The sequence below is a fragment of the Sphingomonas crusticola genome, assembly GCF_003391115.1.
GTDB classification, from domain to species: domain Bacteria; phylum Pseudomonadota; class Alphaproteobacteria; order Sphingomonadales; family Sphingomonadaceae; genus Sphingomonas_I; species Sphingomonas_I crusticola.
This window is the reverse complement of record NZ_QTJP01000001.1, coordinates 3168533-3188308: the sequence shown is the minus strand read 5'-3', so window position 1 is coordinate 3188308 and position 19776 is coordinate 3168533. Positions and strand designations below refer to the sequence as shown.

At 62.7% G+C, this 19776-nt stretch carries 14 protein-coding genes and 1 tRNA gene; 5 read left to right on the top strand and 10 right to left on the bottom strand.

Annotation, left to right across the window (positions count from 1 at the left end):
• Positions 1–346 precede the first annotated feature (346 nt).
• Positions 347–3442, top strand: a complete 3096-nt coding sequence (locus tag DX905_RS15075) for a TonB-dependent receptor (RefSeq protein ID WP_116092066.1) — start codon at positions 347–349, stop codon at positions 3440–3442.
• A 148-nt stretch (positions 3443–3590) separates the two neighbouring features.
• Positions 3591–5117, top strand: coding sequence for a tryptophan halogenase family protein (locus DX905_RS15070; RefSeq protein ID WP_116092065.1), 1527 nt, complete (start codon positions 3591–3593; stop codon positions 5115–5117).
• Between the two features lie 389 nt (positions 5118–5506).
• Here the strand turns inward: DX905_RS15070 and DX905_RS15065 are convergent, their stop codons facing one another.
• From DX905_RS15065 to DX905_RS15035, 7 genes are all read right to left on the bottom strand, one after another.
• The gene (locus DX905_RS15065) at positions 5507–7702 is read right to left on the bottom strand and encodes a glucoamylase family protein (protein ID WP_205412273.1); all 2196 of its coding nucleotides are present in this window, start codon (positions 7700–7702) and stop codon (positions 5507–5509) included.
• Between the two features lie 138 nt (positions 7703–7840).
• A complete protein-coding gene (locus tag DX905_RS15060; RefSeq protein ID WP_116092063.1) occupies positions 7841–8851 on the bottom strand; it encodes a LacI family DNA-binding transcriptional regulator in 1011 nt (336 codons plus the stop codon).
• A gap of 126 nt (positions 8852–8977) precedes the next feature.
• Positions 8978–9484, bottom strand: coding sequence for a RidA family protein (locus DX905_RS15055; protein ID WP_116092607.1), 507 nt, complete (start codon positions 9482–9484; stop codon positions 8978–8980).
• A 70-nt stretch (positions 9485–9554) separates the two neighbouring features.
• Positions 9555–12074 carry a TonB-dependent receptor plug domain-containing protein gene (locus tag DX905_RS15050; RefSeq protein ID WP_240320881.1) on the bottom strand — a complete coding sequence of 840 codons (2520 nt, stop codon included), beginning with the start codon at positions 12072–12074 and terminating at the stop codon, positions 9555–9557.
• Between the two features lie 267 nt (positions 12075–12341).
• Complete coding sequence (locus DX905_RS15045; protein ID WP_116092062.1) at positions 12342–12908, bottom strand: GNAT family N-acetyltransferase; 567 nt, start codon at positions 12906–12908, stop codon at positions 12342–12344.
• Between the two features lies 1 nt (position 12909).
• The gene (locus DX905_RS15040) at positions 12910–14514 is read right to left on the bottom strand and encodes a flavin monoamine oxidase family protein (RefSeq protein ID WP_205412272.1); all 1605 of its coding nucleotides are present in this window, start codon (positions 14512–14514) and stop codon (positions 12910–12912) included.
• Positions 14515–15276: 762 nt separating this feature from the next.
• The gene (locus DX905_RS15035; RefSeq protein ID WP_162875668.1) at positions 15277–15507 is read right to left on the bottom strand and encodes a hypothetical protein; all 231 of its coding nucleotides are present in this window, start codon (positions 15505–15507) and stop codon (positions 15277–15279) included.
• Positions 15508–16017: 510 nt separating this feature from the next.
• Between DX905_RS15035 and DX905_RS15030 the strand changes: the two genes are divergently transcribed.
• On the top strand, positions 16018–16833 hold the full coding sequence (locus tag DX905_RS15030; RefSeq protein ID WP_116092060.1) for a SirB1 family protein: 816 nt from the start codon (positions 16018–16020) through the stop codon (positions 16831–16833).
• A gap of 89 nt (positions 16834–16922) precedes the next feature.
• On the opposite strand, the gene DX905_RS15025 is transcribed toward DX905_RS15030, so the two are convergent.
• Positions 16923–17010, bottom strand: a tRNA-Ser gene (locus DX905_RS15025).
• 99 nt (positions 17011–17109) lie between these two features.
• On the opposite strand from DX905_RS15025, the gene hspQ reads away from it, so the two are divergent.
• A complete protein-coding gene (gene hspQ, locus DX905_RS15020) occupies positions 17110–17490 on the top strand; it encodes a heat shock protein HspQ (protein ID WP_116092059.1) in 381 nt (126 codons plus the stop codon).
• A gap of 97 nt (positions 17491–17587) precedes the next feature.
• Complete coding sequence (locus DX905_RS15015; protein WP_240320880.1) at positions 17588–18238, top strand: hypothetical protein; 651 nt, start codon at positions 17588–17590, stop codon at positions 18236–18238.
• An 89-nt stretch (positions 18239–18327) separates the two neighbouring features.
• Here the strand turns inward: DX905_RS15015 and queE are convergent, their stop codons facing one another.
• The gene (gene queE / locus DX905_RS15010; protein ID WP_116092058.1) at positions 18328–18975 is read right to left on the bottom strand and encodes a 7-carboxy-7-deazaguanine synthase; all 648 of its coding nucleotides are present in this window, start codon (positions 18973–18975) and stop codon (positions 18328–18330) included.
• Positions 18972–19673, bottom strand: a complete 702-nt coding sequence (queC, locus tag DX905_RS15005) for a 7-cyano-7-deazaguanine synthase QueC (RefSeq protein WP_116092057.1) — start codon at positions 19671–19673, stop codon at positions 18972–18974. Before queC ends, queE begins: the two co-directional genes overlap by 4 nt.
• Positions 19674–19776 lie beyond the last annotated feature (103 nt).

Sequence of the window (19776 nt, the reverse complement as noted above, 5' to 3'; positions counted from 1 at the left end):
GCCCAGCCGGAATATTTCTGGCTCAGCCGGCAGGCAGTATCGAAAGTCGTCCGAGCGTCGACACGCTGCGGGTAGATTCGCTTCCCCGGTGCTCCGCTATCATCTCCAGCTCCCTGTTGCCCATTATCGACCTAGCAGGCGCGACCTCCGCAACGCGAAAATCGAACGCATGAGTCGTGGATCTCCTGGAAGCAAGCTAACTTGTGTAACCGGTTTCAGCAACCCGTTTGCGGGAAGTCATCGCCGCGCTTGCTATTTCATGTAACCGGATACATCATAAACTCATTGCTGCAATTCGGCCTGACGCAGATCAGGCATTGACCTGATCCCAGGGAGGGGACTCGAGATGACAAATTCGCTCGGCAAGAAGGTTGCCGTTCTCGCACAGTTAGGAGCTTCGCTCGCGGTAATCGCAGCAGCGAGCGTGGTTATGGTCCCCACGCCGGCACTGGCGCAGGCCGGCGCGTCCACGTTGCGCGGCCACGCCAAGCCCGGAACCGAGGTGGTCGCCACCGCGGTCGATACCGGTTCGGTGCGCCGCACGACGGCGAGCGCGGACGGCACCTACGTCATCGCCGGCCTCCAGCCCGGCAATTATCGCGTCACCGCCGGCGGTCAGGCAACGGACGTGATCCTCTCGGTGGCTTCGACGTCCGTCGTGGACCTTCTTGCGGCTACCGCGGCGTCGACGGAGAGCGCGCCAGGTGAAGTCGTGGTCACGGGCACCCGCGCGACGTCCGAGATTCGTACCTCGCAGGTCAACCAGTTCGTGACGCTGCACGATATCGCGGCTCTTCCGCAGGTGACGCGCAACTTCCTGGAATTCGCCAGCACGGTCCCCGGCGTCCAGTTCAGCGTCGATGCCAATCACAACACCTCGCTGCGCGGCGGCGCGCAGCTGGCCGCAGGCGTCAACGTCTATATCGACGGTGTCAGCCAGAAGGATCTGGTCGGCGGCGGATCGGGCATCACCGGCAGCGCGGGTGCGCAGGGCAACGGCGATCCCGGCAACCCCTTCCCGCAGCTGGCGATCGCCGAATATAAGGTGGTGACCTCGAACTACAGCGCCGAATATGGCGATGCATCGAGCGCGATCATCATCGCCCAGACCAAGTCAGGCACCAACGAATTTCACGCCGAGGGGTTCGGCACCTTCACCAATCAGAAGCTGCGCGCGAAGACCCCGGTCGAGAAGGCCACCAACGCTGCCAAGACGAAGGAGCCCAGCAAGGAATATGGCCTCGCGGTGGGCGGTCCGATCATCAAGGATGTCGCGCATTTCTTCTTCACGTGGGAGCATAAGAGCCTTTCAAATCAGGCCGCCGTATTTCCCGGTTCAGGCGTAACCATAGCGCAGGCGACCTCCGTGTTGCCGCCGGACGTCGCGAGCCAGTATGGCCCGGTCACCAATCCGTTCACGGAAAACCTCTATTTCGGCAAGGTCGACCTTGAACCGACCGACAAGGACCGGATCGAGGCGACCGCCAAATGGCGTCTAGAGCATTCGGTATCCGGCGGCAGCGGCCAGGCGGCGGCTTCGACACAGGCCCCGTATCGCAACAACGACAAGCGCGCGGATATCCGCTGGCAGCACAATGAGGATCATTGGACCAACGAAGCGCTGGTGAGCTATCAGGACACCAATTCGTCGACCACGACGACCAAGGCCTCGCCGCAAATCCAATACCAATATTTCCCGAACGCCGCTAGCAGCAACGGCTCGATCGCGCTGATCCAGGTCGGCGGTCCGGGCTCCGGCGTCGGCGCGATCAATGCGCAGAAGGGCTGGAGCTTCAAGGACGATCTGACGCTGCCCAATGTCCGCCTTGCCGGCGACCATACGTTTCATGCCGGCTTCAGCTTCGGCTCGGTCAAGCTGACATCGCAGAATGCGAGCTCCGATGCGGCGAACGCGACCTATTATTATGCCGTGACGCCGAACGGCCTCTCGTCGACGCCGTACAAGCTGCAATTCCCCAATCTCACCGCCGGTTTCGACCAGGCGGGCATCACGACCCGGGACAAGCAGTATAGCGCCTATGTTCAGGACGACTGGAACGTCAATCGGCACCTGACGATCAACCTCGGCGTCCGTCTGGATTACGAAGTCGTGCCAGCCTATCTGGACTTCAAGACGCCCGCCAACGTCGTGGCGGGGCTGAATTCGAATTTCCCGGGAACCACGCAATCCTACGCCGCGGTACTGGCGATGGGCAATGGCTCGCTGCCCGGCTATGATATCAACGATTATGTCAGCACCGGCAGCAACCGTAAGGCGCCCAAGAACTTCTCGCCGCGCCTGGGCTTCTCCTATGATCTGTTCAGCGACAACAAGCACGTCTTCTTCGGCGGCTATGCCCGCGCCTACAATCGCAACCAGTTTGCCACGCTGGCGCTGGAGACGACCAAGATCGCGCTGAACGGCAACCCGGAAGTCTACTTCCCGTCCGCCCAGACGCAGGATTCTTTCGGCCCCTGCGCGACGGCGGCGGACGTCAACCCGGCCAATCACTGTTACGCCTTTAACCCGGCCTATCTCACGCCGGCGGGGCTGGCGGCCTTCCAGACCGATCCAACCTCGCACGAGGTCGATCTGCTGCACAACAATATCAAAACGCCTTATTCCGATCAGTTCAGCCTCGGCATGCGCAACAAGATCGGCGACTGGAATACCCAGGTCTCAGCATCCTATATCGAGAGCTTTGACAATATTGTCGGCCGCCTGGGCAATCGGTATTCGGACGGCGCCTATTTCCACAACGGGTCGCAGTGGGGCGGACAGGGCGTTCCCGGCGTCGGCGGTCTGATTCTGTGGGATAATGGCACCAAGGACCATCTCTGGCAGCTCGGCGTCGGCACGCAGAAGCCCTATACAAAGGCGTCCGGCTGGAGTGCGACTTTCTCTTACACCCTCTCGATCGGCAAACAGAACAACATCGCCGGGGGGTCGAACCCTTACCAGATCAACAATAATCAATATCTCTTCGATCTGCCCTATGCGAGCGACTATCCCACGATCCAGGCGACGGCGGTTCCCCGCCATCGCATCGTCGCAACCTACACACGCGACCTGTTCTGGGGCATTTCGGGCGCCGCCCGAGTAGAGCTGGCGACCCCGACCGCGGCGGCCTGGATCAAGGGCTGTCCGGCTGGACAATCTGTCTGCAACGACTTTGGCGGCGGCACGATCTTCGGCAGCAGCCGGCCGCACAACACCCTTGGCTACAAGGATATCGACGTGCAGCTGTCGAAGGATATCACCTTCTTCGGCGGGGTGAGCGGCTATTTCCGGGTCGACGTGCTGAACCTGTTCAACTGGCACAACTTCAATCCGGGCGACATTGCCGTTGCCGATTCCACGTTCCGGGCAACGTATAACAAGCAGGGCAATATCACTGGGACGCCACGGCTGATTAAGCTGTCCGCCGGTCTGCGTTTCTAACGACCAGCCAGCCTTTGGCCCTGGCGTGCGCGACGCTCGCGCCGGGGCCATTTCACTTTTTGACCGCTCGCACAGGCCTCCCCGGCTTGCTTGAGCTCGGCTTGCGGCGAGCGCATAAAGCCGTGACCTTCCTCTTTTCCGGTGTTCGATGACGCAGCAGCAAACCGGGCGCCCGATCCGTTCAATCGCTATAATCGGCGGTGGATCGGCCGGCTGGATGGCCGCAGCCGCAATCTCGAAGGTCTTCGGCCGCCAGATCGACGTCACTTTGGTCGAATCCGACGAGATCGGCATCATCGGTGTCGGCGAAGCGACGGTGCCCCACCTCTCCGCATTCAACCGCCTGCTTGGGATCGACGAGGCAGAGTTCGTTCGCCAGACCCAGGGCAGTTTCAAGCTCGGTATCCAGTTCAACGACTGGGGGCGGATTGGCGACAGCTACGTCCATGGTTTTGGCACGATCGGGCGCGATGTCGGCCTCCTGCCCTTCCACCAATATTGGCTGAAAGCGCGCGCCCACGGCCGCGGCAAGGATATCGGTCGCTACTCGATCAATACGGTGGCAGCGCCGCTCGACAAATTCACGGCCCCGCCGAGCGACGCGCCGCCCAACTCACCCTTGGCCGAGATCGCCTATGCCTATCATTTCGACGCGACGCTCTATGCGCGCTTCCTGCGGCGGCGCGCCGAAGCACAGGGCGCTCGGCGGATCGAAGGCAAGGTCATCGCCGTCCATCGCCACACCGACAACGGGTTCGTCGAGAGCGTCCAGCTCGAGAATGGCGATCATGTCGAGGCAGATCTTTTCCTCGATTGCACCGGCTTCCGCTCGCTGCTGATCGGGAATGCCTTAGGCGTGGACTTCGACGACTGGACGCACTGGTTGCCTTGCGACCGCGCGCTGGCGGTGCCGTGCGAAAAGGTCGGCCCGCCCGCCCCCTATACGCGCTCCACCGCGCGCGAAGCGGGCTGGCAGTGGCGCATCCCGCTCCAGCATCGGACGGGTAACGGCCACGTCTATAGCAGCCAGTTCATGACCGACGATCGCGCGGCCGATATCCTGCTCGCAAACCTCGACGGAAAGGCGCAGGCCGATCCCAGGCCGCTCCGTTTCACGACCGGCAAGCGCCGCAAATTATGGGATCGCAACGTCATCGCGATTGGCCTCGCCGGCGGCTTTCTCGAACCGCTGGAATCGACCGCCATCTATCTGGTGCAGGCGGGCATTAACCGCGTGATGAGCCTGTTCCCCAATGCCGACTGCGATATCGCGCTGCAGAATGTCTATAACGAGCAGACGGACTTCGAATATGAAAGGATCCGGGATTTCCTGATCCTCCATTACCACGTCACGCAACGGACGGATTCGGAATTCTGGAATTACGTCCGGACGATGCGGATTCCGGATACCCTACAATCCTATATCGACCTGTTCGTGGCCAACGGTCAGTTCTTCCGCAACGGCACGGAGATGTTCGGCCTAACGAGCTGGGTCCAGGTTATGCTCGGCCAAGGGCTGCATCCCCGCACCTATCACCCGGCGGTCGATTGGATCGCGGACCATGATCTGCACGCCTTGGTCGATCACGTCGAGAAGGTGGTTGCATCGAACGTCTCGCTGATGCCCGCGCACGAACAGTTCATCGCGCGCTGCTGCGCGGCGCCGGGCGGCTGAGTTAAGGATGGCTTTAGGGTCTGGCGTAGCTCAAATCGCGCCGAGCCCGACGCCGCCGGCAAGAGCTAGTCAGCCGGTGCAGATCGCTCCGAAATGCAACCGGTGCCCGCCTGACCCCGCTGTCGTTGGAGCCTTGACAACTGTACGCATTATGCATACATGCGCGCGAGGTCCGCCAACCTCCCGAGCGGTGATCGCGTGCCTGCCCGGCTCTTTCTCATAGGTCGCATGGTCGGGAAGGTGACCCCGGCACGCCCGGAAGCCCGAAATCATCAAGTTCGTTTCTGGTGTTTTTTTATTTTCGTCATCGGCGGCTCGGCCATTTCCGCGGCGATGGTGACGTTTCGCGGTGGCGGATTGCCCCTCACCGCCCCGCGTCAGGCCCTGCCTCAATCCTTCCGGAAGCCGATCTTCTTGAGCGCCGGCGCGATCTCGGGATTGGACATGAACAATTTCCAGATCAGCCCCGTCCGCTGGTTCTCGATCATCACCACCGCCGGCGCCTGGTTCAGCCCCATATAGCTTTCGTCGAAATAATTATCGGTCTCATTATAGCCGTCGGCGAAGCCGTATACGCCCCACGTCTTGGCGCCGAGATCGCGGTAGAAATGCTTGAGCGCAAGCATCGATTGGGCTGGCGTATAGGCAAACGAGCCGAGCGGGCCTTCCGGCGTGATCGTGCCATTGTCGTCTGACTGCAGCGGCCGACCACCGGCGTGGAGCCCCGCGGTGAAGCCCCACGCATCCGCGCCATAGCCCTTGAACTTGCGCGGATTGTCGATCGCATAGGCCTGATTGATCAGCGAGATGGCGCGGTTGTTGGTGAAATAATTGGTATAGGCATCGCGCATGCCGCGCGGATCGAAGCCCATGAACGAGAAATGGGTGAAGAACAGGTCGGAGCCATTGCCTTCCCCGACGTCCAGCTTGATCCCGTAATAGCTGTTGCCGTTGGTGAACTGGTCGCCCTGCGTCGTGCGGCTCCAGCGGCGCCGATATTCCACACCCAGCGCATTCTGCCCTGCCCAGCCGCTGTGCCACAAACTGGCCGGCACGGCATGCGTTGGCGAGGCGATTGCCAGCACATAAGCGATCATCGATTCATTCCAGCCGATCAGCGGATGGTGGATATAGAAGCCGTAATCGGGCGACCAATGCCAGTAGAGCACCTTGCTGTCGGGTCCGTTGCGATACCAATTCCAGTCGATATCGCGCCAGAAGCGGGTGATCGTATCGCGGATTTCGCGCTCTGCAGGCGTGTTGTGCGTGAAATATTGGCGGGCAGACAGCAGCCCCTGCATCATGAAAGCGGTCTCGATAAGGTCGCCGCCGTCGTCATATTTGCCGAAAAAGGCCATGGTTTTGCCGGTCCGGCCGTCGAGATAATGCGGCCATACCCCGTGGAAACGATCCGCCCGGGCAAGGAAGCGCACGATCTTGAGGAAGCGTTCGGCACCTTGTTCGCGCGTGATGAACCCGCGTTCGATGCCTACCAGCAGCGCCATTGCGCCGAATCCGGACGCTCCGAGCGCGACCTGATCCGGGTCGCCGGGCGTTACTTCCAGCGCCATTCCGGCATTGGGGTGCGCGCCCTCCCAATAATAGCGGAATTGCGCCTCCTGAACCATCGTCAGCAGGTCGTCGTCCGAAAGGGTCCGGGTCGTTGCCGTCACGGCCTGCGACACCGGCGACTCCTGGCCCGCGCCATTGACCGCACTGATGCGATAGCTGGCAGTCTTGCCGCTCGCGCCGAGAAAGTCCTCGTAACGCGCGATATGGCCTTTCTGGATGCCGATCGGCTCGAACGGCTTGTCGTCGATCGAACGATAGATGCGGTAGGATTCCACCCCTGGCGCGCGCTCCACCTGCCAGGAAAGATCGATGTGGCGGTCATAGCCCTTCGCCGCCAGGCCCATCGGCGGGGCCTTTGGCGGCGGCGCCACCGCCGCGGCCGGATCGTCGATGCGGATATCGTCGAGATAGAGCGTATGCGCCTTACCGTCGTCGATCCGCTGGACGAGGATGAGACCCGCAAGATGGCTGAGATCGGGCCGGCGATCCTCGGTCGAGGCGACCAGGTCGGTGATCTTGTCGAGCGGGATGCTGACCTGCACCCATTGTCGCGCCGGCAGTGAAGCGAGATCGCCCAGCAGGCGCATCGTCGGCGTATTGTTGCCGCGGGCGTCGGTCAGCACCAGCCCCGGCGCGGCATCGGCATCGAGCGGCTCTTCCGCATAGAGCCACAGGCTCAGCCGATTGCCGACGAAATTGTTGGTGCGGAAATATTTCTGCGCGTCGAGTGCCACCCGCCAGTCCCCGCCGTAACGCGAAGTCCAGTGGAGCTTGAGGCTATTGGGCGGCGTGTGGAACGTGCGCGTGTCCACCGGGATGGCATTTCCGGTCAGCTCGAGCTCGCTCGGCCCGGACTTGCTGGCGAGGCTGAAATGATAAGGACCCGCGACGCGCGCATTGTCGAACACGACGTGACGATCATACAATTGGGCGGATGCCGGGCAGGCCATCGCGAGCGCGAGCGCGCCGCACGTGAGCATCCCCAGGCCTGCTGCAAGCCTCTCTCGCGCCATCATCTTCCCCTCTCCGGTCTGTTACCGCCTCATTGGCATGTAATCGGTTCCAAACAAAGAGGGGAACCATTGGCGGGGGGTTTGACGGAACGGGCTGGACGACGTTTGCCGGCGGTTACAGCCGCGGCGTAGCTGCGCTTAAGGAGCGTCGCTCGGGTCCGGCATCTGGGTGGTGCCACGCACGACCAGCTCCGGAATCTGCACCTCGATTTTGGCCCCTTCCTCGTGACCGCTCATGATTTCGGTCAGACGGATCACGGCACGCGCACCGATCTCCGCGATCCGCACGCGGGCTGTCGTGAGCGCGAGGTAGCGCGCGATCGGCACGTCATCGAAGCCGGCGACGGCGATCTCCTCGGGCACGCGCACGCCGGCGGCACGCAACGCCTGAAGGCAGCCGACCGCCATCATGTCGTTTGCGGCGAAGATGGCATCGACCTTCATGCCGCTCGAGAGGATTTGGGCGGCGGCAGCCTCCCCGCTCTCCTCGTTGAAATCGCCGGGGAGCACGGTGATGACCGCATCCGGCGCCTCGGCGCGGATCACGTCCTCGAAACCTTTGTGCCGTTCGCGCGCATCGACGTTGTGATCGGGCCCGGCAATGTGCACGATCGAACGTCGCCCGATACTCACCAGATGGCGCGCTATGGCAGCCGCGCCCGCGCGATTGTCGATTGCCATGGACGGTCGGTCCATCGTCGGCTCGGACGTGTTGAGCAGCACCGCCGGCAGGCCACGCGGCAAGGATCCGGCCCACCCCTCGGATCGCATCTGCGGGCACATGATCAGCAGGCCGTCGACGCGTCCATGCATCGCGCGCAATGCCAGGCCCGCCTGAACCGGATCGGCGTGCATGTTCGACAGCAGCAATTGCAGGCCAAGCCGTGTGGCCTCGCGATCCATGCCCCGCACGATCTCGGAAAAGAATTCGCCGTGGAGGTCCGGCAGGACCACGCCGATCGCGTTCGATCGCGCCATGCTCAGGCTGCGCGCGCCGGCATGCGGAACATAGCCGAGTTCGTCCGCCACCGCGACGATCCGCGCCCGTGTTTCGGGGCGAACGCTCTTATGGCCGTTGAGCGCGCGCGATACCGAGGCGACCGACAGCTGCGCTTCCCGCGCGACGTCGCGTATCGTGGCCTCCGTCATGCAACCCCCACATCCTCAACCGCGATATCATGCGCCGGATTCACTCCGGATACCAACTATTCGCGGATCGAGAACGTAACCCGTTGCCAAATCAGGTACAAGCTGACGGCTTCCGGCGCGGTCAGTTCATCTGGGCATCTTGGCTGCGGTAACCTCGATCTCGACCAGGAAAGCGGGACCGGCCAGGGCCGCCACCTGGATGGTGGAACGCGCGACCGTATTCGGGTTGTCGGCCGTCCCAAAGAACATCTTGAAACCGTCGTTCATGCCGGCAAAATCCATCTTGCCGCCAAGCGCCGGGTCGCCGGCGAGGAACACCGTCATCTTGATGATGTCCGACATGGCGTAGCCGTGACTCGCCAATATCCCCTTGATCTTGGTGAGCGTGCTCACCGTCTGCGTCTTGGTATCGCCATAGTCGGCCATCGTCAGCGGTGGCGACGTCGGCTTGGCAGGATGGATTGGTGCGGCGAGTTGCCCGGACAAATAGAGCGTCTCGGCACCGGGCGGCACCAGCACCCCCTGCAGGATCAATGCCGGCGTCGGGCCGACTGTTTTGAAGCGCGTGATCTCGGCGGCCGGCGCTGCTGTCGCGAGCAGTCCTGCAGCGGCGATAAGACAATAGGCTTTCATCATCTTCCCCTGTGCGAAGAAGGAGGCGACGTCGCGCGGACGCCGCCTCCGGTTGTACCCGCGCTACGATCTAGAAGCTGAAGTCGATCCGCGCGTAATAATAGCCGCCATTGATACCGTAGGCGGAGAACGTGTTGGGAGCGTCGTAGACGTTGCCGGCGGTGGAAAGCGTCAGCACCGGACCGCTGCCGGGGACGGCCACCACCTTGGAGGGCTTCTTGTTGAACAGATTGTTCGAACCCACGGAGAATTTGAGGCTTTTGGTGAGATCGACCCCTACCTCAAGATCGGTGATAGCGGCCGTTTTGACCTGGTTCTTGTAATAGGTCCCCCCGTTGGGGCTGTAGAGGATGTAGGACTTGCCATAGAGCGTTTCGCGCGCCGTCAGCGAGAAGCGGTCCAGCGACCAGTTGAGCCCGCCGATGACCTTGAACTTCGGCGACGAGTGTTCGAGCGTGCTCGTCGATGTCCTGTCCAGCAAGGTCGCCGCGACCGGGTCGATCTTGGAAATCTTGATGTCGTTATAATTGCCCGACAACGTCAGGTTGAAGCTGCCATAATCGGACGGGATCATATAGCTGCCGACCACGTCGACGCCGTTGGTGTTGGTGTTGAGCCCGTTGGTGAACGCCGCCACCCCGACCTGCGTCACCGTTGGATCCAGCACGTTGCCGTGCGCGGCGATGGCCAGCAGCACCCGTGGATCGTTGGTCGCGCCGCCGAGGCCGAACAGCGTGCCGGAGCCGACGACACGATCCTTGATGCGGATATGATAATAATCGATCGTCAGCGTGGCCCGATCGATCGGCCGGAAGACCGCGCCGGCGCTGATGTTGAACGACTTTTCCGGGCGGAGATTGTCGAAGCCGATCAGCTTGGCCGCCGCCGAATTGGCCGGTAGCTGCACCGTCGCCGACGTCGGCGACACGTTGGTCGCAGAGTAGAACTCCTCCGCCAGCGTCGGAGCGCGGAAGCCGTTCGAAATAGTGCCGCGGATGGCGACCTCCGGAGTGAAATCATAGCGCGCCGTCAGCTTGCCAATGACTTCGCTCCCGAAATCGGAATAATGTTCGTAGCGGCCCGCTGCGTCGAGCTTGAGACCTTCGAATGGATTGAGCGCGATGTCGATATAGGCGCTTTCATTCTTGCGCGTATGATGCCCGGCGTCGGTCGGCTGGAAGCCCGGATAGGATTGGCCGCCTTCCTTGTAGATCGACGCGGGGTCGCCGCTGCCGATCGTGTAGCCATTCTTGCGATATTCGGCGCCGAAGGCGACGTTGAGCGGCCCGGCAAGCCCGACGTCGATCTCCTTGGAAAAGTCCGCGTTGAGCGTCAGTTCATCGTTGATGAACTTGCCGTCATACATCGTCGTCGGCGTGAAATGGGTGTCGACATACAGCGCGGCATTGGCTGAATTCTTGGTGTAGATCTTGTCCTGGTCGCGGCCATAGGTGGCGCTCACATCCCAGTGGAAACCGGCCAGATCGCCCTTGGCGCCGCCGGTGATCGCGGCGTCGTCCTCGCGGAACGCTTCCTGCGGGTTGAAGCCGAGTGGGTTGAACAGCACTTCGCCGGGCGTGGTAAGCGATCCCTGGACGCCCAGCACCGGCGAGTAACGCACGCGGTCGGGCACGCGATAATTCTCATAAGCGGCGGCGGTGCGGTGGCTGTACGTGCCGAAGCTGTAGAGCTGAACGTCGCCAAAATCGTAACCGGCGTTGAACCCGCCTTGTGCCAGCTTGGATTGTGGATCGCCGAAGATGCGGTTGACGTAGGGTGCCCCCGGCAGATTCTGGTAGAGCGCGACCTGCTGCGGCGAGAGGCCGGTGGCGGTCGAACGGACGGTGCCGTCGGGCAGGTAGACACGACGATCGATGCCGCCGACCTGGCTGCGCTGGTGGTAGCGGTACATGCCGGTCAGGTTGATGAACCCGCCCTCGCCCAATTTGGTGCCGAGATTGACGTTGCCCGAGACGATCTTGCCATCGCTCTTGTAATATTGCCCCGCCGTCGCGCTGGCGGAACCACCGTTATCGCTGTCCTTGAGGATGATGTTGATAACGCCGGCGATGGCGTCGGAGCCATATTGGGCCGCGGCGCCGTCCTCCAGCACTTCGATGCGCTTGATCGAGGAAGGCGTGATGAAATCGAGATCGGGAGCGGCGCCGCCCTGGCTGACGCCCGACAACACTGCCAGGTTGGCCGTGCCGTGGCGGCGCTTGCCGTTGACGAGGACCAGCGTGTGGTTGGGGCTGAGGCCGCGCAGACGGGCCGACAATGTTAGCTGGGCGGTGTCGCCGCCGAACGCTGCAGCGTTGAACGAAGGAATGAGCTGGGTCAGCACCTGGTTGAGGTTGGGTTGGCCGACATGCTCGATCGCCTCGGCCCCCAGCAACTTGATCGGTGCCGCGCTTTCCGCCGCGGTGATGCCGACTGAGCGCGTGCCGGTGACGATCACCTCATCATCTGCGGATACCCCCGCCGGGCTGGCTGGTGCAGGTGCCGGATCCGCAGCTTTTGCTGCCTGCGCGCCAGCGATCAGCGCCGCGGCGATCGCCACGCGCGAAATCATGCCAATGTTCGTATTCATATAGCCCCCTAAATGAAACCTAAGCCTCAGGAGCCTCTCACCGAACACGACTATGATCTGTCGCTTTTTTAATTTTGTACAAGCGCCAACCCTCCGCGAAGCGGAAAGTTGTTTTTCATCCCCCGAATGAGCCTGTTAAGTTTACAGCGAATCATTTCTCCTCATTCGCGCGAATCAACTACGTTCAAGAAGCTATCTTAATGATCAGGTGCTGCAAGTGCTCCGACGCTCCCGAAGATTTAGCGGCTAATACGGAGCGTGCCTGTATCATTTCGGCAACAATTCTTTTACCATGGCGACGAAGCGGACAGCCGTATCTCCGCATTGATAGCTAACCGCCTCCCCTGGCCGGTAGCCATGCGCCGCGTAGAACGGCACGCCGGGCAAGGTCGCCATCAGGGCACCGCGCGTGAAGCCGGCGGCGATGGCGGCGGCCTCGCATGCCGCCAACAGCTTTGTGGCGACCCCCTTGCGGGCATGACCCGGCGCCACGAAGAACGCCCTCATGCGTGCGGCCTCGCTGGCCGGATCGAGATAGCCGGGCTCGCGGGCAGCAAAGCGATCGCCGCCGAACAAGGTCCGCTGTCGGCTCCAGCCGCCGCAGCCGACAATCTCTCCCTCCTCCTCGGCGACGAAGTAGGTTCCGTCGGCGACAAGGTCGGAATCGACGCCGAAGACGTGCTCAATTGCCGCCTCGATCTCGCGTGCACTGTAAAAGCCTGCACTCAGCGCGCGTGCCGATGCGGTGATCAACGGCTCGAGGACCGGGATGTCCGGCGCGCGCGCCGGCCGGATGATGACGCCGGCCCGGATGGTTCGGCCGGCGTCGGACATGTCAGGCTGCAACCCGCGCATATCGAGGCTCGACCATCGCCTGGGCAGTGACGCGCGCCGCGAGCGCAGTCACCTGATAATGGGCGGACGCGATGCCCCCTTCCTGCCAGCCCGGTGTCTGACTGAGGGCGGCACTGGCGAAGTAGATCCGCCCGTCAGGTTTCTGCAGCAGGCGGAAGGCCGGCGTATCGATATTGCCTTCCTGCCGCCCCGCCTGCGCCGGATTCCAGGCCGGCCATGGCCCAAGGCTGTAGGGGATCTTGTGCCAGTTGACCGCGATGCCGTTGGCGAGGTCCTTGCCATGGCCGGGATGGACCTTCTCCACCACGCCGCGCGCATATTCGATCTGCTCGGCGATCGGACGCTTCTGGAAATCGGCGGCGATCGGGCCGGAGGCATAGCAGGCAAGCAGCATGCCGCGTGCCGAATGGATCGCGGCGGATGGATACCAGATCAGGCTGGTCGGCCCGCCGACGAAAGTGATGCCTCCGTAAATCTGGTCCTCCTTCTCCCAGAAGCGCGGCGCGTCGAAAGCGATCTTGTTGGAATAATCGTAGACCACGCCCGCAATCGCCTGCTTCACCGGCTTGGAGAAATTGGTGTCGATCGAGGTCAGCACCGGGAACGGGATGGTGCAGATCAGATAATCGCCCGAAACCGTGTTCATCACGCCGGACCCCTTGTCGCGATAGACGACTTCGACACCCTTCGCGGTGTCGCGGATACGCGTAACTTCCGCGCCCCGTACCGCGGGATGCTTGAGGTTGCGGTCGAAGCCGGCGTGAATCCGATCCATGCCGCCGACCGGCTCGACCATGGTTGCCTGCATGTAGAACACGTCGTCGAAAAGGGTCATCGGCAGCTGCTGGTTGGCGAGCAACGCGGACAGCGGCCGTGGGGGATAGCTGGTCGCGAAAGTCGGCCCGGCACCGGGTAGCGCGTCGAAGCCGGACCGCGCCGTTCCGGCGAACGAGCCTTTCTCGTCGAGATCGCCATAGAAGCGCAGGAACGGCAGCAACTTCTCCTTGTCGGCGGGCGTGAGCTGCTGGTCGAGCGCGCCTTGGCTGACTGCTTTGGAGAGCAATTCGGCAATGTGGCCGCGCATGTCGTTCACGGCCGTGCGCTGGCGCATCTTGGTGCCGTCGTCGGCGACGACGTAAGCGGAGCGGCTGGAATTGACTTCGACTTCGAGCGGCACACCGAATTTGTCCGCATAGCCGAGCAGGCCGGTGTGGAAGCTCGGGATACGCGCCGGACCGGCATTGAAATAGGCGCCGTCCGAGAAACGCGCGGTCTGCGTCTCTTCCCCGTTCATTTCGATCTTATCGCCGTCACGCACCGTCCAGGCACGTCCGCCGACGCGCTCGCGCGCCTCGAGCAAGGTGACGAGGAAACCCGCCTGCTCCAGTTCGTAGGCGGATACGAGCCCGGAAATGCCCGCACCCAACACGATTACATGCTTGCCCTTGCCGAGCGTCGGCGGCAGCGCCGGCATCCCCGCCGCGCGCGCCTTACTCATCAGTCCCAGCGCCTGCATCGCGCTGAAGGTCGCCCCCAATCCACCAAGATGGCCCAGCCGTTCGAGCAACTTGCGTCGTGTAATCACTATGCGACCCCCAATTTCAACGGGGGCATTTTGCCCTCCGAAGCACTGCCGCGGCTAAGCGGCGCGCCGTTCGGAGCATCGTCTCCCTGGGATCGGCCATCTGTCGGCGGCTGGCATGTGCTTGTCCGCCCCGTGACCTCGGGAATCGCAGACAAACGCAATCGCTGGCGGCGTGCAATTGCAATTATTGCAATTTTGTTACCTGCACGTCCTGATTTTGCGCAAAAGATTGCCGAGCGTGGTGAGCGCAGCGCACGTGCTGGCGTTGAATGCCCGATCCAGCTTCAATTGCCGACGATCGAGACCCTTGTTCGCTCCGCTAAAGCGTCAAGACAAAGAACCAAACCGCGGTCAGGCTGACCGCGGTCGCCACGACAAGTAAGGGCGAAATGATCGTACCGGAATGTCGCCAGCGCTGCGTTTTCCAATTGCGCGGCAACTCATCTGGTTGTGGCGAGCGCCACCGCCTCCTGGTCCTGATGAGGTCATCGCCACAGCGCCTGCATTCAGAAAAGAGCTTTCGCTCAACTTTGATGATCTTTCCGCGTTTGTGTATACCAAGATAACACGCAAGTGCGGATGTCCGGGATCGTGCCCGCCGCATGCAAAACCCCCGTTAGCGATCAGTTATCCCCACCGATGCTAGGCGAAATGACCAAGGATCAACACGACTAATAGCTCGGAAATGGACCGAGTTGCGCGGGAGCGAAGGGTCGATAATGCATAATTGCCGAAATTATCGGAGCTGAGGCGGCACGAGCCTTATTTCAACATCGCGGCAAGGTCACCCGACAGCAATGTGCCGACGCCGCCGGACACTATGGTGGCGAGGCCCAGATAGAGCGCGCTCACCCGGGCCATCCGCACCCGTGCCACGCGCTTGCGCCGAGCCACCCAATGCTCGCCGGCAGGCTCCGGCGCACGGTGCCAGATATAAGCCAGGGATCCCGCAAACGCCGCCATGACGAAGCTAAGCAACGCTATCAGATACATGCTAAGCTCCATCCCCACATCCAACTGAACGCGCATTAGGCGCGCGCGTTCATTTTTATCTGTTTCCGTTCTACGGCTTCGATCTCCGCTGCTACAATCTGGGGGAGCGCGCCATCGGGAACCATTCAGGATCGGATCAAATGGTTACGGGCAATGCAACCAAAGGCCTTCGAAACCGCCTTATGCAGCCTTCAACCGGGCGGCAACATATCAGGCCTGATTTCCGTCCCCGCCCCTCCTTGCACCCATTTGAAATGCTCACGCTATTTCAATATTTTAACCTGAGTTGCAGGCAGTTCGAAATCGCAACTTTCCGGCGGCAACGTCGTTCCGATCATGACGTTGAACGATTGCGAGGAGTGCGTGATGGAAGCGCAAGTGCCGTTATCGATCGCGGGGCAGGGCCAGATGTACCAAGGCCCGTTACCGGATCGCCATCGCGGCCGCCGCATTGAAGGGCAGGCTGAACAGGCATGAACTCCTTGCCCCTTGCACCCGTGCTCACCCACCATGGCTGACGACATCTCCTACCTCGGGCTGCTCGACGACGAGGCGATCATGCCTGACGCCGCCGCCTTGGAGCTGGCGCGGCTGGATCATGCCGGCACCGACCTCAATCCCTATCTCCAACTTTTGAACAGCCTCACCAACCGCCTGGCGATATTGGCCGAGGGGGCGGAGACAGCCGAGGCGCAGGCGCACGTGCTGGCCCGCGTCATGGCCGCCGAATATGGCTTCCACGGCGACCGGGAGCAGTATGACGACCCGGCCAATGCCGATATGATCCGCGTAATCGATCGCCGGCGCGGCCTGCCGGTGAGCCTGTCGATCCTCTATGTCGGCGCCGCGCGCCGTGTCGGCTGGACCGCAGACCCGCTCAACACGCCCGGGCATGTCCTCGTCCGGCTCGGGCCCACCACCGCACCCACCCTGATCGATCCGTTCAACAACGGTGCGATCCTGGGCGGGCAGGAGCTCGCCCAATTGCTGTCCGGCATATTGGGACGTGAGGTCCAGCCGCTCGCCGAGCATCTTGCACCGATGACCAACCGTGCCGCGCTGGTGCGGCTGCTGATGAACCAGGCGGGCCGGGCGGAGGCGTCCGGCGACACCGCACGCACGCTCTCCTTGCTGCAGCGTATCACTGCGATCGATCCCACGGGAGCGCATGGCTGGTGGGCGCGGGCACGGCTGGAACTCACTCGCGGCGACGTCACCGCCGCCCGCGCCAGCCTCAGCGCCATCCTCGAAGTGACGCGCGATCCCACCATGCGCGAACATGTCGCTGCTGCGTTGGACGGTCTGGCCGGTCACACCACCGGCTGACGACGCGCGGTCCTGATCACGCGAGACGCTGGACCTGCGCCCATCACCAGCTTGCCCGGAGCGTTCAGGACGCTCCGGCGAACCCCCAATGGCGGAGAGGGTGGGATTCGAACCCACGGTACCTTGCGGCACAACGGTTTTCGAGACCGTCCCAATCGACCACTCTGGCACCTCTCCGCAAAGGGGGTCCGGCCGAAGGAGCGGTGCCCCTAACGCAGCGAACCGCACTTGCCAAGCATGGGTTGCACAGGATCGATGCGACATTAGATTACAGATATGATTCCTTCCCGCAGTACGATTACCCCGCCAATCGGTCTGGACACGATGCCGCCCGTTTCGGAAGCGCGCTTCACGATCGGCGATGTCGTCCGCCACCGCCTGTTCGCGTTCCGCGGCGTGATCTTCGACGTCGACCCAGTCTTCGCCAACAGCGAAGAATGGTATGCCGCCATCCCGGAGGACGTCCGGCCCAACCGCGACCAGCCATTCTACCACCTGCTCGCCGAAAATGCCGAGAGCAGCTATATCGCCTACGTCAGCCAGCAGAACCTCGAGCATGACGAGACCGAGGAGCCGATCGACCATCCGGCCATCTCCGGCCTGTTCGAGCCGTTCCTCGACGGCCGCTACGCGCTGCGGCGGGAGCATCGCCACTAATCGCCACGCGATGCGCCCGGCGGTTCATGCTGCGGGCCGTAAATGCTTTTCCCTGCCGCCAAAGCCGCTTAAGGTCTGGCGATCGGAGAATATGTGCATGACGGCTCGTTGGTATCGTTCGTTTGGCCTGATCGCGTTGGGGGGCACTTTGCTCGGCTTGGCCGCACCGGCCGATGCCTATCTCTTCTGGTCGCGCCCGACGCTGGCCGGGGCTCCCGCCAGCGGAGGCGAAAACGGCATCACCCTGCCCATGCCCGGCGCCCAGCCCAAGGAGCTCGAGGCCAATCTGGTGTGGACGCTGCGCGCCGGCCTCAATGTGGCGGCGCTGCAATGCCAATTCGCGCCGACTTTGCGCACCGTCGAGAATTACAACAACATGCTGCACCAGCATTCGGGTGAGCTACAGGCGACCTATGCGACGCTGACGGCCTACTTCAAGCGCGTCGGCGGCAAGACGTGGCAGAATGCGCTCGATCAATATACGACGCGCACTTACAATAGCTTCTCGACGCTTCAGGCGCAGTTGATCTTCTGCGAGACGGCCGCGTCGATCGGCCAGCAGACGCTCGAAGAATCGCGTGGCCACCTCGCCGAAATCGCGATCAAGCGGATGCGCGAATTCCGCAATAGCCTGATCCCTGCCGGTGACCGGGCATTCGCCGTCCAGAATGCGCGCGTGCCATTCGATCCGATCGCCGATCCACGCTGCTACAACAAGAAGGGCAAGGAAGTCCGCTGCAAGAATTGAGCGCGGCCGATAGTCGTCATCGCGAGGGCACGCGCTTGCCTTTGGCGGCCTCGGTTCGCTCCGCTTGCAATAACGCCGGTCGGTAACAACTAGCGCAGCCCGAGCAGTTTGTGCGTCTGTACCGACAGTCGCCAGCGCGGGTTTGCAATCACGAAATCGATCGCCGCCCCGCGCGCTGCCGCGGCATCGACGCCGTCCATCGGCTGGACGAGCAGATGCCGGAAGTCCCAGCTTTCCAGTTCGCGCGGATCCAGCCCCTGCTGCGGCCACACCAGTTTGAGCTCGTCGCCGCTTCGCTGGACGATCTCGGTGCCGGCTTTGGGGCTGACGCAGATCCAGTCAACCCCGTCCGCCACCGGCAATGTGCCATTGGTTTCGATCGCGACGCGAAAGCTGCGCCCCTTGAGCGCAGCCACCAGCGCATCATCCAGCTGCAACATGGGCTCGCCGCCGGTGATCACGATCAGCGGCGTACCTCCGCCGCTTCCTTCGAGCCCCCCGCTCCACAAGGTCCACGCCGCCTCCGTCACCGCCGCCGCATCGGCGAAACGCCCGCCGCCGTCGCCGTCCATGCCGACGAAATCGGTATCACAGAAGCTGCATTGCGCATCAGCGCGATCCTGTTCGCGCCCCGACCACAGATTGCAGCCGGCGAAGCGCAGGAACACCGCACGCATGCCCGCCTGCAGCCCCTCCCCCTGCAATGTCAGGAACATCTCCTTGACGGCGTAGCTCACGCCGGCGGCACCGCGTAACGGGTCGGATCAGCCAGCCCGGCTTCCTCGAACCCCTTGCTGCGCAGCCGGCACGAGTCGCAGCGGCCGCAATGCAGGTCGCCCGGCTGCGGATCGTAGCATGACCAGCTCATGCCGGCATCGAGCCCCAACCGTGCCGCCTCCGCGGCGATATCGGCTTTGGTCATATGCAGCAGAGGCGTGTGGACCTTGAAGCTGTCGCCCTCCACCCCCGCCTTGGTAGCAAGGTTGGCGAGCGTCTCGAACGCCGCCACGAATTCCGGCCGGCAATCGGGATAGCCCGAATAATCCAGCGCATTGACGCCGATATGGATGGCGCGCGCACCGGTCGCTTCAGCCAGCCCGAGCGCCAGGCTCAGGAAGATCGTGTTGCGCGCGGGCACGTAGGTGCTGGGAATGCCCGGCTGCACGCCCTCCTTGGGCACGTTCATGGCAGTGTCGGTCAGCGACGACCCGCCAAACCGCGTCAGATCGAGCGGCAGCACGATGTGACGGATCGCCCCCAAGTGGGTAGCAATGCGCGCCGCGGCCTCCAGCTCAATGCGGTGGCGCTGATTATAATCGATCGTCAGCGCGACCAGCCTGTGCCCGGCCTCCACCGCCAGCGCGGCCACCACCATCGAGTCGAGCCCGCCCGAGACGAGCACCACCGCCGTCTGTTTATCGTCATTCGTCAGCATCGGCGCCGGATATAGGATCGATTGCCGCAGTGCAAAAGAAGGGCCGCCCGGTAAGGAGCGGCCCAGTATGCCTGTTAGGGCTGTCTAGGGAGGACAGTGCCCG